A 12959-nucleotide genomic window follows, 5' to 3' on the forward strand; every position below is an offset into this window, starting at 1 on the left:
GGAGTCCTCTTTCGATGCGGGCCGACTCCGTTGCGGGTCGGCGGCGCGTGGCCTGAACATCTCACTGACTGAAAATTCAGTCAATAGATTCGACAGCCCAAACCGACAGCCGACCGCGCCGAAGGCGCTACGCACACCAGGCGGCCCGATGCGTGCCGCGCTTCGCCTTCCTCCTCGGCGGCACCCCGGCCGCCGGGCCCCGCCTGCCGTACCTGCCCGTCACCACTCGGCCCGCTACGGCAGATGGGGCAGATAGGGTGGGGAACCGTGGGTGACCGTAGAACAGCGATCATGGAAGCAGCCGCGCGGGTCATCGCCCGGCGCGGTGTGCGGGGACTGCGGGTGGAGGAGCTGGCCGCCGAGGCCGGGGTGTCCACCGCGCTGATCTACTACCACTTCAAGGACCGGGCCGGAATCCTGCGCCGCACCCTGGAGTTCATCAGCGACCGGGCCGAGCGCTACACCACCGAGCGCGAGCCCCGGGCCGAACCCCTCGACCCGCGCCGGGAACTGGAGCAGACCCTCCTCCTGGAGCTGCAGGACGAACCCTTGGTCAGGGAGAACAGCACCGCCTGGGGCGAGCTGCGGGCGAACGCGGTCTTCGATCCCGAACTCCGTGAAGACCTCGCCAAGGCCACGTTGATCTGGGTGCAGGAGATCGCCGAACTGCTCGGCCGGGTCAGCCCCATGTCCCCCGCCGCGAGCCTGGCCGCCTGCGCCGAGCGGCTCACCGCTCTCGTCGAAGGGCTCAGCATGCGCTGGCTCAGCGGCATCCTTCCGCCGGCGCACGCCCGCACCCTGCTGCTCGACGCCGTGGCCGTCGAGCTGGAACGGCTGGACCACCCGTAACGGCGGGCCCGGTGCGTGCCGCACGGCGAGCGCACCGCTGTTGACTGGTTACTGTACGAACGTGAGTACTCGACGCGCCAAGCTGCTGGAAGCGACCTGCCGAGTGATAGCCCTGCGGGGCGTCCGAGGGCTGCGGGTGGAGGACGTCGCCGCCGAGGCGGGCGTCTCCAAAACGCTGATCTACTACCACTTCCGCGACCGCGCGGGCCTGGTCACCAGCGCGCTCGAGTACGTCAACGACCGCGCCGAGGGGTACGCGGACATCGCGGAGGACGACGACTCCCCCGCCCGGGAACTGCTCCTGCGGCTGTTGGCCGCGGAGTTCCAGGACGACGCCGCGGTACGGGAGAACTCGGCGGTGTGGGCCGAGGTGCGCGCCGCGGCCACCTTCGACGAAGGGCTGCGGCCGGTCCTGACCGCGCTGACCGAACGCTGGCTCGTCGACCTGGCCGAGCTGATCGCCGACGGCCAGGACGACGGCACCATCCCGGCGTCCGTGGACTCGCGGGCCGCCGCGATCCGGCTGACCGCCCTGGTCGAAGGGCTGAGCGGCCGCTGGCTGGCCGGCCTGATCACGACCCTGGAGGCGAGGGCCCATGTGGAGGCGGCCCTGAACAGGGAGCTCCTTCCCGCCGCGTAGGTCTCGCCCGGGCCCGGAATCCGTCACGCCGAGTGCGTCCCGGCCCAGCCCGACCTTCTTGACTGAATTTTCAGTCAGTGTCAAAGTGGAGGCACGACCGGCACCCGGGCTTCCGGTGTGTCCCGGTGTGCGGACGCACCCATCGCCGTACACACGGGAGCGACGGCCCGCGCGGCATCGGCACGCCGAGGGCTCCCGTACACCGCAGGCCCACCCCCCCGATCCACAAGCACCTGATGCGGAGCACCACCCATGAGCCACCTCCCCACGGGCAGGCGTCTGCTGGATGCCCTCTTCGGCACGAGCCCCGCCGCCGAACCCGCCGCGCGTCGCGCGGACGGCGCCGCACGGGTGCCGGCGGACGACGTGCCGCACGCCAGGACCTGGATGTCCTGGCCGTCGCGCCGGTCCATCTGGGGGCGTCGGCTGGGGGGCGTCCAGCAGGACATCGCGCTGATCGCCCGCACGGTCGCGGCGTACGAGCCCGTCGTCCTGTGCGCTCCGGACGACTACGCGGCCATGCAGGCCAGGGCCGCGTGCGGGCCGGGCGTCACCGTCATCGACTCGATCCCCACCGACGACCTCTGGATGCGTGACACCTGCGCGGTCTTCCGTCGCGACGGTCACGGCGGCCTCGACGCCGTGGGCCTCAACTTCAACGGCTGGGGCCGGAAGCAGAGCCACGGCGACGACGCCGAAGTCGCCCCGCACGTGGCCGAGTTCACCGGCCTCGGGTTCCACTGGGCCGGGTTCGTCGGGGAGGGCGGCTCGGTCGAGACCGACGGCGACGGTACGGTCATGGCCACCGAGAGCAGTCTCGTGAACAAGAACCGCAATCGCGGGTTCGGCCGCCCCGAGATCGAGGAGGCCGTGCTCAGGACGTACGGCGCCGAGAAGATGATCTGGGTTCCCGGAGTGCGCGGCCGGGACATCACCGACAACCACATCGACGTGACCTCCCGTTTCGTGCGCCCGGGTGTCGTCATGGTGCAGCTGCCGCCCGACGACCGCAACGACGTCTGGGCCCGTGACGCGCGCGAGCAGTTCGCGATCCTCTCGGCCGCCACCGACGCCCGCGGCCGACGTCTGCGGGTGATCCGGGTGGACGGTCCCGACACCGTGCGGTCACGGAGTTCCGCGTTCGTCGACTCCTACCTCAACTTCCATCTCGTCAACGGCGCGGTCATCACGGCACAGTTCGGCGACAGCGTGAAGGACGGCGCGGCACGCCGGGCCCTGGCCGAGGCGTTCCCCGGCCGCGAGGTGGTCCAGCTGGACGTGGACCGTCTCATGGAGGGCGGTGGCGGAATCCACTGCTCGACGATGCAGCAGCCGCACCCCTGATCCGCTCTCCGCCCGCGAACCGGGTGCCCGCCCGCGCAGCCGCCCAACACGCACGCGCGCCCCGGGTGCGCGAAAAGAAAAACCCCCTCGGCTACTTTCCTCCCAAGGGACCGCTCTTCGGGTTCTGCCCGGCACCAGTCCGGCTTCGTACGCCCCGAACGGCGCCCCACCAGCACGACGCAGGAGCTTCACCGTGACCCCTCCCCCCATGTCCCGTCGCACCGCGCTGCGCGCGTTCGCCGGCTTCGGCGCCCTCGCCCTCACCACCGCGGCCTGCAGCCCGGGGGATGCCCCGGCCGGGCAGTCCTCCGCCTCCCCCGCGTCGGCGGGCGAGCAGGCGGCGGGCCGCCACTTCGGCGCCGAGTGGGACAGCCACGCCCGTACGTTCATGTCGTGGCCCGCGCTCGACTCGGTGTGGGGCGAGGAACTCCCGTCCGTGCGCGCGGACATCGCACGGGTGGCACGGGCGGTCGCGGAGTACGAGCCGGTGGTCCTGATGGCCAGGCCCGAGCAGCAGGCGGCGGCCCAGAAGGCGTGCGGCTCCCAGGTCGAGGTGATTCCGCTGGCCGTGGACGACCTGTGGGCCCGCGACACGGTGCCGGTCTTCGTCGAGGAGGACGGGCACACGCTGGGCGTCGACTTCAACTTCAGCGGATGGGGAAACAAGCAGGTCCACTCGAACGACGCCCAGGTGGGCCGTCTGCTGCTCGCGAAGTACGGCATCGCGCGCACCAAGGCGCCGCTGGTCGCCGAGGGCGGTTCCTTCGAGACCGACGGCGAGGGCACGCTGATGGTCACCGAGAGCTCGGTGGTCAACAAGAACCGCAACCCCGGCAAGTCGCGGGACCAGATCGAGGCCGAGCTCAAGAGCAGCCTCGGCGTGAAGAAGGTGCTCTGGCTGGCCGGTGTGCGGGGCAAGGACATCACGGACGCGCACGTCGACAGCATCGCCCGCTTCACCGCGCCGGGCGTCGTCCTGGTCGACCAGGCCTTCCCCGGCAGCCCGCCGGACGTCTGGTCGCGGTCGGCGGACCAGGCGAGGTCGGCCCTCAAGCAGGCAACGGATGCGCGGGGCAAGCGACTTGAGATCATCGACCTGCCGCAGCCCGACCTCGACAGGATCACCGGGCGGGGCGACGCGTTCGTGTCCACCTATGCGAACTTCTACGTCGCCAACGACTCCGTGTTCATGCCCCGCTTCGGCGACGCGGCGGCCGACGACCGCGCGAAGGGCATCCTCCAGGAGCACTTCCCCAACCGCGACGTCGTGATGGTGAAGATCGACACCATCGCCTCCGGGGGCGGCGGCATCCACTGCTCGACCCACGACCAGCCGGGGAAGCCCGCCCGGTGAGCCGTCACGGGTCAAGTGCCTTCTGATGCAGGCACGTTGACCGCGTACGAGACGGCGGCCACCGCCGGCCGCCGACGCCGGCGCTCGCCATCGGGGCGCCGGCGTGCGGACCGGCGGCCGGTCCGGCTCTTGAGCGCCCGGCCCGTCCGGACGGACCGTCAGATCCTGGCGAGCCGGTCCACGAGCAGCTCCACCCTTCGTTCGGCGTCCTCCGGGGGGAGCCGTCCCGACCTGGCCAGGGTCGCCAGGCCGTGCAGGGACGCCCAGACCGTCTCGGTGAAAAGACCCGGCTCGATGCCGTCGCCGGCAACCTCGCCGAGCGTCTCCAGCAGGGCGGCGAAGGCGTCCTTCAGCGGCTCCGGGGTGTCCTCCCGCGCGTAGGGGAGGCCGCCGTCGAGCTGGAAGATGGCGTCGTAGACCGCCGGGTTGCGCGTGGCGAAGTCGAGGTAGGCGTGGGCGAGGGCGTGAACCCGGGCGCGGGAGCCGTCCGCCGCGGCGGTCGCGGCCCGGACCGCCGCGGCCAGCTCGCTCGCGCCTTGGAGGGCGACGGCGCCGATGATCTCTCGCTTGCCGCGGAAGTGGCTGTAGAGGACGGGCTGGCTGTACTCAATGCGCTCGGCGAGCCGGCGGGTGGTGACCGCGTCCCAGCCCTGGTGCTCGGCGAGTTCGCGGGCCGCCGCCACGATGAGGCGTTCGCGGTCCGCCCGTTCGCGTTCCTTGCGTTCCTGTACCGACATGACTGAATTCTAGCATCGCTAGACAAGCGAGCGGTTGCAGGTCTAGCGTTGCCTCATCACCTAGCAGCGCTAGAACCCCCGGAGGGTCATCATGCTCACCGCACTTGAGGTCATCACCACCGTGGTCGTCGGCCTGATGGTGGGGGTGGAGTTCTCCGTCGCCTTCGTCATGAACCCGATCTTCAACGGCCTCCCCGACGACAGCAATCAGAGCGCCCGCTCCCACGGGGGCCGGATGCTCGGCGCCGTGATGCCGTTCTGGTACATCGGCTCACTGGTGCTCGCCGCGATCTGGGCCGTCGCCGGACGGCACCATGACGGCACCGGCCTCGTCATCGTCGCCGCCGCACTGCTGATCGTCAGCGTGATCATGTCGCTCCTGCTGCTCGTCCCGATCAACAACCGGGGCAAGGCCTGGACCGCCGAGAACCGGCCCGCCGACTGGAAGCAGCAGATGCACCGCTGGGACCGCTACCACTACGTCCGCGTCGCCGTCATCGTCGCCGCCTTCACCCTCCTCGTCATCGCCCTCACCTGAAGCGGGCGATGCCTCGGCCGACCCGCCCCGCAGCGGCTATGCGCCGTGGACGGTGGTGAGGTCGCTGAGGCCCGAGATGGTCAGGACGGGGTCCAGGAGCGGATTGGTGACGAGCTGCAGGCGCTCGGCGTGCGGGAACAGGACGCTGAGGCCTGCGCTGTCGAGGTATTCGACCTCGGTGAGATCGAGGACCAACGGGCCGGCCGTGCCCGCGAGGGCGCGGGCCAGCTCGGCGGCGTTGCTCATGTCGATCTCGCCGACCGCGGTCAGCAGCTCCGTTCCGTCGGACCGTCGTCCGTGGGAGAGGGTCAGGGCAGTGGTCATCAGACGATCCTCGCGTGCATGTCGACGGTGGTGCCGGACGGACCCGGAGTGACGGTGACCTGGTGCATCAGCGCCCGCATCAGTCGCATCCCCCGCCCGCGGTGGGTGTTGAGTTCCGGCTGCGGGGCCTTCCAGCGGCCGGTGTCGGCGATGGTCAGTCGCAGATTGTCGACATAGGCCTCGGCACGGAAGTAGATGGTCGCGCCGGGGGCGTCGCGGTGGCCGTGCTCGATGGCGTTGGCACAGGCCTCTCCCGCGGCGACCAGGACGTTCTGCACGGTGGTGGGGGGCAGGTCGCACTGGTCGAGCCAGCTGCGCAGCGACTTGCGTACGGGGGCGAGCTGGGAGGACTCGGCGGGGAACGACATCTCCAGCGGCGCCGGGTGACGGTAGAGCAGCAGGGCGACGTCGTCGTCGTAGCCGCCGACGGGAGCCAGCCTTGCCATGACATCGGTGGCGAGCTCGTCGACCGCGGTATTCCGGCCGTCCTGCAGGGCTTCGCTGGCCTGGTCGATGCCCGCGCTGAGCGGACGGCGGCGGCGCTCCACGAGCCCGTCGGTGTACAGGAGCAGCGTGGACCTGGCCGATATGACGCAGGTGCCCTCGGGCCGCTGCTTGCCGGTGCGGACGGCGAGCGGGAGGGACCGCCCGTCTTCGAGGAGCCGGGTGGTGCCGTCCGGCTGGACGAGGATGCCGGGCGGATGGCCCGCGCTGGAGTAAGTCAGCTGTCCGGTGTCGGCGTTGAGGACACCGCAGAAGACGGTGGTGCAGGCCGCGCCCGGAACGCCGGCGGCGAACTGGTCCAGGGCCATCAGCGTCTGGGCGGGGCTGGCGTCCTGGAGCAGCAGGGCGCGGCAGGCGCTGCGCAACTGGCCCATGACGCTGGCGGCTTCGAGGCCCCGGCCGACGCAGTCCCCGACGACGATGCCTATGCGGCCGTCCGGCAGGCTGACCGTGTCGTACCAGTCGCCGCCGACCTCCAGGGGCTGGGTGGCGGGCTCGTACCGTACGGCGAATCCGTCGGGCAGCTGGGCGGGGCCGAGGATGGCCCGCTGCAGGGCGATGGCGGTCTCGCGCTGCTGGTCGATCTGGTGGGCACGGTTCAGGCCTTGGGCGAGATGACCGGCCAGGAGGGAGAGCAGCAGCTGGTCCTCTCCGGTGAACGGCCGGTTCTCCCCCAGGTCGATCCACAGCGCGAGCGGGCCGTCGGGGAACTCCAGGAGGATGCCGGCTCCGGTGGGGTTGACGGCCGGGGTCAGGACCGGCCCCTGGCGAAGGGAGTCGAGCGTCCCACGCCGTTCGGCGGGCAGTTCCGCCCAGACCGGCGTCCCGTCGGTGGAGGTCAGGGTGGGTTCGTCGCCGTGGTCGAAGACGGCTGCCATGACCCCTCGGGCGCGCCAGAGCTTCTTCAGTTCGTCCAGGGCCCCGGCCAGCGCCTGGGGCAGGCTGGTGGCTCGGGCCAGGCAGGTGCCGAGGGCGGCCAGGGCGCTTTCGCGCTGGATCGCGTAGTGCTCGGCCGTGACGTCGCGGAAGGTGCCGACGGTCACGCGGCGGCCGGTGTCGGGATCGTCGACCTGGTTGAACGTGGCGGTGGCCCACAGCCGGTGGCCGTCCCGGTGGGTGATCGGGATGGTGTAGGAGCCCTTGGTGCTGCCGAGCAGCAGGGCGAAGGCGTCGCTGACCTGCTGATGCGCCTCGGAGTCGGTGGCGTCGGGCCACCAGGGGTGGATCGCCCGGTAGGGCAGGCCCTCGGGCCCGTACCCCAGGATGTCGGTGAACGCCCTGTTGATCTCGACGACGGCACCGTCCTCGTCGCAGACGAAGAAGGCTTCCTGCAGGGAGTCCACCAGCGCGGTGCGCCAGCGGGCGTGATGGCTGCGCAGCCGCGCCAGCTCGATGTTCGCGCGTACCCGGGCGAGGAGTTCGGCAGCCGCGAACGGCTTGACGAGGTAGTCGTCGGCGCCGGCCTGCAGCCCCTCGATGGAGGCCTCCTGACCGGCCCGCGCGGACAGCAGCAGCACTGGGACCGACGCCGTTCGTGAGTCGGCCCGCAGGGCCGCGACCAGGGCGAGGCCGTCCATGTGGGGCATCATGACGTCGCTGATCACCAGGTCGAAGGCCGTCGCCCGTATGGTGCGCAGCGCCTGTCGGCCGTCGTCCACCGCGCTGACCCGATACCCAGCACCGCGCAGCAGGCGGGTGAGGTACTCGCGCATGTCGGCGTTGTCGTCGGCGATCAGTACGTGGGCCGCCTCCGCACCGGGGGCCGGGGCGTCGGGGCTCCCGTCGACGACGCTCCCGGCCGTGACGGACATCGTCGTGGCCTGTTCGTCGGGCAGCCAGCGAAGGGCCTCCTGCACGAAGGGGTCGGTCATGGCGGTCGGGCCGGTGCCCGCCTCCCGGAGAACGGCACCGGCGGGCAGATGCCCGGAGCCGAAGGGCAGCCGGATGGTGAACCTGGTGCCCCGGCCCTCGACAGAGGTGGCACTGATGTCGCCGCCGTGCAGTCCGACCAGTTCCTTCACCAGGGCCAGACCGATGCCGCTGCCTTCGTTGGAGCGGGAGCGGGCGTTCTCGATGCGGTGGAACCGTTCGAACAGGCGGGGCATCTCGTGCGCAGCGACACCGATCCCGGTGTCGTCGACCGTCACCACCGCCATGCCGTCCTCGACGCCGACTGCGACCCGGATCGAGCCGTCGAAGGTGAACTTCAGCGCGTTGCTGAGCAGGTTGAGAACCACCTTCTCCCACATGCTCCGGTCGACGAAGACCGACTCGGGCAGTGGAAGACAGTCGACCCGGAAGTCCAGGCCTGCCCGGTCGACGGCGGAGCGGAACACGCTGGCCAGTTCACCGGTCACCGCCGCCAGGTCGACCGGCTCGTACTGCGCCTGCATCCGGCCGGCCTCGATGCGGGAGAAGTCGAGGAGGGTGTTGACCAACTTGCCCAGGCGCAGCCCGTTGCGGTGGATCACCTCCAGTTCCTCGCGGGCTTCCCCGTCCGTGAGCCGGTGCCTCAGCTCCTCGACGGGCCCCATGATCAACGTCAGGGGCGTACGGAACTCGTGGCTGATGTTGGAGAAGAACGTCGTCTTCGCCCGGTCCAGCTCGGCGAGTTCCTCCGCGCGGCGCTCCTGCGCCTGGTAGCTGCGGGCACTGGCGACACCGGTGGCGACATGTCCGGCGACCAGTTCGACGAAGCCGCGGTATCCCTCGTCGAGATCCCGGTACCGGTTCAGGCCGACCACCATGAACCCGTACGGGGCGCCGCCCTGCTGCCGCAGCGGCACCACCAGCGCCTGCACGGGCGCCTCGGCCCACACGCCCGTCGGAAGGTCCGCGAACAGGGCGCCGTCCAGCGGCGTCAGCACGGAATCCCCCCGCACCGGGGCCTCCGTCGGCCACACCGTCTCCGAGCCCGCGGGGAGGAGCTTCACGGCGGCCGGGTGGTCGTCATCGATGCCGGTGAGGGCGGCCAGTGCGGCACTGCCGTCGTCCTGGAGGAGGTAGGTCAGCGTGAACGGCAGGTCGTGCGGGTTCCGGCTCAGCTGGACGCGGGCGAAGTCGAGCATCTCCTGCTCGGTGCGCACGACGCTCGGATCGGATCCCAGGTCGCGCAGCGTGGCCATCCGCCGTTCCCCGATGACCCGCTCGGTCTCCTCGTTGACCACGCACAGCATGCCGACGACGAGACCGGCGTCGTCGCGCAGCGGGCTGTAGGAGAACGTGTGATAGCTCTCCTCCGGATACCCGGAGCGCTCCACGAACAGCAACAGCGCCTGGTCCCAGGTGGCTTCGCCGGTGGTGAGCACGGTGTCGATACGGGGACCGATGTCGTTCCAGATCTCCGCCCAGACCTCACGGGCCGGCCTGCCCAGCGCCCACGGGTACTTGCGGCCCAGGGTGTCGCGCCGGTAGGCGGCGTTGCAGAAGAACGTGAGCTCCGGTCCCCAGGCCATCCACATCGAGAACTTCGACGACAGCAGGATGCTCACGGTCGTCTTCAGACTCTGCGGCCAGCCCTCCGGGTCCCCGAGCGGGGTGGTCGCCGCCCAGTCCACCAGAGCCAGATCCCGGGCGATCGCCGTGTCCGCGGCGAACACATCGGTTCCGGCCGTCGGCGTCGCTGCCGACTCGGCATCCTCGGAACGCGTCACTGCCCACCCCTATCGTTCACGACGGCCGGTGCCGGAGCACCTGCCGACGCCCGTCGTACTGCCGTCCCCGAAGCGTGCCACGGCCCGCTTGACCTCGAGATACCCGCATGATCGCCGGACCATCCGAGCCGAGGCCGTTGACGTGATCCGTAGGATAGGACAGCCGCGCCTCGCACCAACAGGCACGGTCGACCAGGAGGGGCGGGGGAGACATGGCGGCGGCCGCATACGCCGTGCACCGGGACGTCCACGCCGTGGTGCGGGACGGGCCGCGACGGCTCACCGCGCCGGTCGACGTGCCGGGGGCTGGTTCCGGCCGTCTCGGCGAGGCCCGTACCCCGAGCGTCGGCCCGCTCGGCGAGAAGGGACCGGCCCGCCCGGCGTCCGCCCGCGCCACCGCCGGTTCGCCGCCCAAGGTGCACAAGCTCTTCGCCGAACCGGGTACTGGGGTGAGTGAAGACACCACGTTGCCCGTCCCGCCCCACCGCACGCCCCCATCCGCTCAGGAGAACCGGTGACCGACCCCACTCTGACCGCCACCCGACACACCCACTCCCGCGGGGCCACGGTGCTGGCCGTCGCCGGAGAGCTCGACCACCACACGGCGCCCGAGCTCTCCCGGCTCATCCAGGACACGTCCTTCGGGCCCGAAGTCCCGGTCCTGATCGACCTCTCCGAGCTCACCTACTGCGACTCGACCGGCATCACCGTCCTGATCGGCGCCGACCGGCGTGCGCGCCAGGAGGGCGGCTCCCTGTCGCTCGTCGCCGTCAACCCCGACCTGATGCACGTCTTCCGCATCATCGGCCTCGATCAGCTCTTCACCTTCCAGCCCACCGTCGAGGACGCCATCGACGCGCTGCACGCCTGACCGCGGGCACCGGCCGCGGTCAGGCCCACCAGAACGACCAGCACTTCTCCACGACGAGTTCCTCCGCGTAGTCGATGAGGCTCTCGGTGCCCCGCAGCACGTTGCCGGGACAGAACGCGACGTGCTCGGCCGCCAGCGGCAGGGCCTCGTCCAGGTCGGCCGGCCGCCACGGCACGCTCAACCGCAGCCCGGTGAGGCCGACTTCGACGAGCCGGGCGCCGTACCGCTCCTCCCAGCTGCGCAGGACGGCGCCGATCCGGTCGGCGCCCGTGTGGTTCCGCGCTCCGGTCCAGCCGCAGACGGCCAGGGCTTCGGCGCCGCTGTCCGCACGGACCAGGCCGATCCGCAGCTTGGGATCGTGGTGCAGCAGCCACTGTGCGGCAGCGGCCGCGGCGGCCATCGGGTCGCCCTTCTCCGCCGGGGCCGGGGAAGGGGCCGGGCCCGGCCACTCGTGGCCGTAGGGCTCCAGCATCCGCAGCCGGTCCGCCGCCTCCCCGGGGTCGTCGGGGCGGGCCGTGGACGGCGAGTTCCACCAGTCGCGCAGCACGGCGGCGGGGTCGTGGCCGAACGCCAAGGACGCCTGTTCCGGGGCGAGTTCACCCGTGGCCCAGGGGCGGAAGTCGAGGTCGCCCGCCGGATGCGTCAGCAGCAGCGGCCACAGCCCCGAATGCGGGTGCTCCCGCTGGAGTTCCTCCCAGAGCCCGGCCGGCGCGGGTCCGTCGCTCAGCCACATCACCGGCGCTCCCCCTGATCCCGCGGGGACGATCAGCCGCCCCGGCGGCAGCGAAGCACCTAGCGTGGAACGGGCGGTGGCGCCGTCGGGGAACAGCGGGTGCAGGACGGGCGGTAGCGGCACTCGATCGATCATGCCTCCACCGTAGAGGCAGGGTCCGGCACTCCGGACGTGGGCGGACGGCCTGCCGATCGCCTGCCGCTGGGGGCCCGGACCGTCAGCCTTCCGCGTCGAGTCGGATGCGCTCGATGCCGTCGTCCAGGAAGGCGGTCAGGTCCTGCGCCTCGGTGTGAACGGCCTCTCGTTCAGCGGCCGTCAGCGGGCGCAGGGCGCTGATGCGGAGTTGGCGCTCGCGCACGGTCCAGGTGGCGGTGACCCGTCCGTCGACGAGAACCGTGCGGTGACCCGCGACGGACAGCCCGAGGTGGGCGGCGTCGATGATGCGGCTGCGGTCGTGGTAGCCGAGGATGGCGTTGTCGAACGCCGGAAGGAACCGGACGGGGGCCGGGGTGTCGGGGTGGGGGCGGGGCGCTCCGGGCAGGTCGAGCAGTTCGCGGCCGCGTTCGTCGCGGAAGACGACGAGTTCGTCCCGGACGGCTTCGACGGCCGCGGGAAGTCCGGCGAGTCCGCACCAGGCGCGGACGTCCGCACGGGCGGCGGGCCCGTGAGCGGCGAGGTAGCGGCGCAGCATCCACTGTCCGACCGGATCACCGGCATCGGCGGGCAAGGGGTCGATGTCCCGCTCCAGCCAGCTGCTCAGCGGCAGGTTGCGCACCCCGGCGGTCCGCTGCCACAGGCCGCGGGGCGGGAGTTGGGCCATGGGGACGAGCGCGGCGACGAGCAGCTCGCCCAGAACCCGGCGCGGTGGACCGGGCCAGCGGTCGTCGAGCGCCCGCACGAGCTCGGTCATGGTGCGGGGCCGCTGGTCGGCCATGACCGCGCGGCCGGCGGCCGCGACCTCGTCCAGGTCGATCCCGGCCAGTTCGCGCCGGTAGGTTCCCAGCACCCGCTGACGCAGCATGGTGTCGTGGCGGGATCGCCAGGCGAGCGCGTCGGCGGCGGTGACGAGGTGGACGGTGCGCCGCATCAGATGGGTACGCACCACCGCGCGAGCGGTCAACGCGCCGTCCAGGAGCCCGGGTTGGAAGCCGGACAGGCGCGACCACAGCCCGATGAAGGGCTCCTGGGGTTCCTGCGCCTGCATCCCGCACAGATGGGCCACCGCCTGAGGCACGGTCGTGTCGCCGCGTGCGAGCAGGTACTGGCGGGCGAGGGTGGCGCGATTGAGGGCGCGGGCGTCCAGGACAGTCATGGGCCTTCTCGGCGTTCTCACGCGGCGGCCCGCTGGCGGAACGGGCGTCGTCGCAGGGGCGTGTGGGAGATCGTGTGGGAGTTCCGGCGGGTGAGGGAGG

Annotated in this window: 12 protein-coding genes; 7 read left to right on the forward strand and 5 right to left on the reverse strand. The window is 71.5% G+C overall.

What is annotated here, in order from left to right:
* Window positions 1–291 precede the first annotated feature (291 nt).
* From IE267_RS13570 to IE267_RS13585, 4 genes are all read left to right on the forward strand, one after another.
* Complete coding sequence (locus tag IE267_RS13570; protein ID WP_189763362.1) at window positions 292–849, forward strand: TetR/AcrR family transcriptional regulator; 558 nt, start codon at window positions 292–294, stop codon at window positions 847–849.
* Between the two features lie 61 nt (window positions 850–910).
* Entirely contained in the window at window positions 911–1489 is a 579-nt protein-coding gene (locus tag IE267_RS13575) for a TetR/AcrR family transcriptional regulator (protein WP_161245908.1), read from the forward strand.
* Between the two features lie 252 nt (window positions 1490–1741).
* Window positions 1742–2833, forward strand: a complete 1092-nt coding sequence (locus IE267_RS13580) for an agmatine deiminase family protein (protein ID WP_189763363.1) — start codon at window positions 1742–1744, stop codon at window positions 2831–2833.
* Window positions 2834–3041: 208 nt separating this feature from the next.
* Entirely contained in the window at window positions 3042–4187 is a 1146-nt protein-coding gene (locus IE267_RS13585) for an agmatine deiminase family protein (RefSeq protein ID WP_189763487.1), read from the forward strand.
* A 158-nt stretch (window positions 4188–4345) separates the two neighbouring features.
* Here the strand turns inward: IE267_RS13585 and IE267_RS13590 are convergent, their stop codons facing one another.
* Window positions 4346–4924: a TetR/AcrR family transcriptional regulator gene (locus IE267_RS13590; RefSeq protein ID WP_189763364.1), complete on the reverse strand. Its 579-nt coding sequence runs from the start codon at window positions 4922–4924 to the stop codon at window positions 4346–4348.
* A 91-nt stretch (window positions 4925–5015) separates the two neighbouring features.
* Here IE267_RS13590 and IE267_RS13595 point away from each other — a divergent pair, with 91 nt between their 5' ends.
* Window positions 5016–5462: an anthrone oxygenase family protein gene (locus IE267_RS13595; protein WP_189763365.1), complete on the forward strand. Its 447-nt coding sequence runs from the start codon at window positions 5016–5018 to the stop codon at window positions 5460–5462.
* 36 nt (window positions 5463–5498) lie between these two features.
* On the opposite strand, the gene IE267_RS13600 is transcribed toward IE267_RS13595, so the two are convergent.
* Both IE267_RS13600 and IE267_RS13605 read right to left on the reverse strand, forming a co-directional pair.
* Window positions 5499–5786 carry an STAS domain-containing protein gene (locus tag IE267_RS13600; protein WP_161245912.1) on the reverse strand — a complete coding sequence of 96 codons (288 nt, stop codon included), beginning with the start codon at window positions 5784–5786 and terminating at the stop codon, window positions 5499–5501.
* Window positions 5786–9943, reverse strand: coding sequence for a SpoIIE family protein phosphatase (locus IE267_RS13605; RefSeq protein ID WP_373304542.1), 4158 nt, complete (start codon window positions 9941–9943; stop codon window positions 5786–5788). Before IE267_RS13605 ends, IE267_RS13600 begins: the two co-directional genes overlap by 1 nt.
* 212 nt (window positions 9944–10155) lie before the next feature.
* Here IE267_RS13605 and IE267_RS13610 point away from each other — a divergent pair, with 212 nt between their 5' ends.
* Window positions 10156–10461 (forward strand): hypothetical protein, encoded by a 306-nt coding sequence (locus IE267_RS13610; protein WP_167162329.1) that lies wholly within the window; start codon window positions 10156–10158, stop codon window positions 10459–10461.
* Window positions 10458–10814, forward strand: coding sequence for an STAS domain-containing protein (locus tag IE267_RS13615; RefSeq protein WP_167162331.1), 357 nt, complete (start codon window positions 10458–10460; stop codon window positions 10812–10814). The genes IE267_RS13610 and IE267_RS13615 overlap by 4 nt, the downstream gene beginning before the upstream one ends.
* A 19-nt stretch (window positions 10815–10833) precedes the next feature.
* Here the strand turns inward: IE267_RS13615 and IE267_RS13620 are convergent, their stop codons facing one another.
* Complete coding sequence (locus tag IE267_RS13620; protein WP_189763366.1) at window positions 10834–11682, reverse strand: DUF4253 domain-containing protein; 849 nt, start codon at window positions 11680–11682, stop codon at window positions 10834–10836.
* Window positions 11683–11764: 82 nt separating this feature from the next.
* Window positions 11765–12859 (reverse strand): winged helix DNA-binding domain-containing protein, encoded by a 1095-nt coding sequence (locus IE267_RS13625; protein WP_189763367.1) that lies wholly within the window; start codon window positions 12857–12859, stop codon window positions 11765–11767.
* Between the last annotated feature and the right edge of the window lie 100 nt (window positions 12860–12959).

The sequence above is a fragment of the Streptomyces xanthochromogenes genome (assembly GCF_014650455.1).
Lineage (GTDB): Bacteria > Actinomycetota > Actinomycetes > Streptomycetales > Streptomycetaceae > Streptomyces > Streptomyces xanthochromogenes.

Excerpts from the sequence above, each read along its gene's own strand:
- IE267_RS13570 (WP_189763362.1), top strand. The coding sequence starts at position 292 with ATGGAAGCAGCCGCGCGGGTCATCGCCCGGCGCGGTGTGCGGGGACTG.
- IE267_RS13580 (WP_189763363.1), top strand. The coding sequence starts at position 1,742 with ATGAGCCACCTCCCCACGGGCAGGCGTCTGCTGGATGCCCTCTTCGGC.
- IE267_RS13625 (WP_189763367.1), bottom strand. The coding sequence starts at position 12,859 with ATGACTGTCCTGGACGCCCGCGCCCTCAATCGCGCCACCCTCGCCCGC.
- IE267_RS13595 (WP_189763365.1), top strand. The coding sequence starts at position 5,016 with ATGCTCACCGCACTTGAGGTCATCACCACCGTGGTCGTCGGCCTGATG.
- IE267_RS13590 (WP_189763364.1), bottom strand. The coding sequence starts at position 4,924 with ATGTCGGTACAGGAACGCAAGGAACGCGAACGGGCGGACCGCGAACGC.
- IE267_RS13585 (WP_189763487.1), top strand. The coding sequence starts at position 3,042 with ATGTCCCGTCGCACCGCGCTGCGCGCGTTCGCCGGCTTCGGCGCCCTC.
- IE267_RS13600 (WP_161245912.1), bottom strand. The coding sequence starts at position 5,786 with ATGACCACTGCCCTGACCCTCTCCCACGGACGACGGTCCGACGGAACG.
- IE267_RS13620 (WP_189763366.1), bottom strand. The coding sequence starts at position 11,682 with ATGATCGATCGAGTGCCGCTACCGCCCGTCCTGCACCCGCTGTTCCCC.
- IE267_RS13610 (WP_167162329.1), top strand. The coding sequence starts at position 10,156 with ATGGCGGCGGCCGCATACGCCGTGCACCGGGACGTCCACGCCGTGGTG.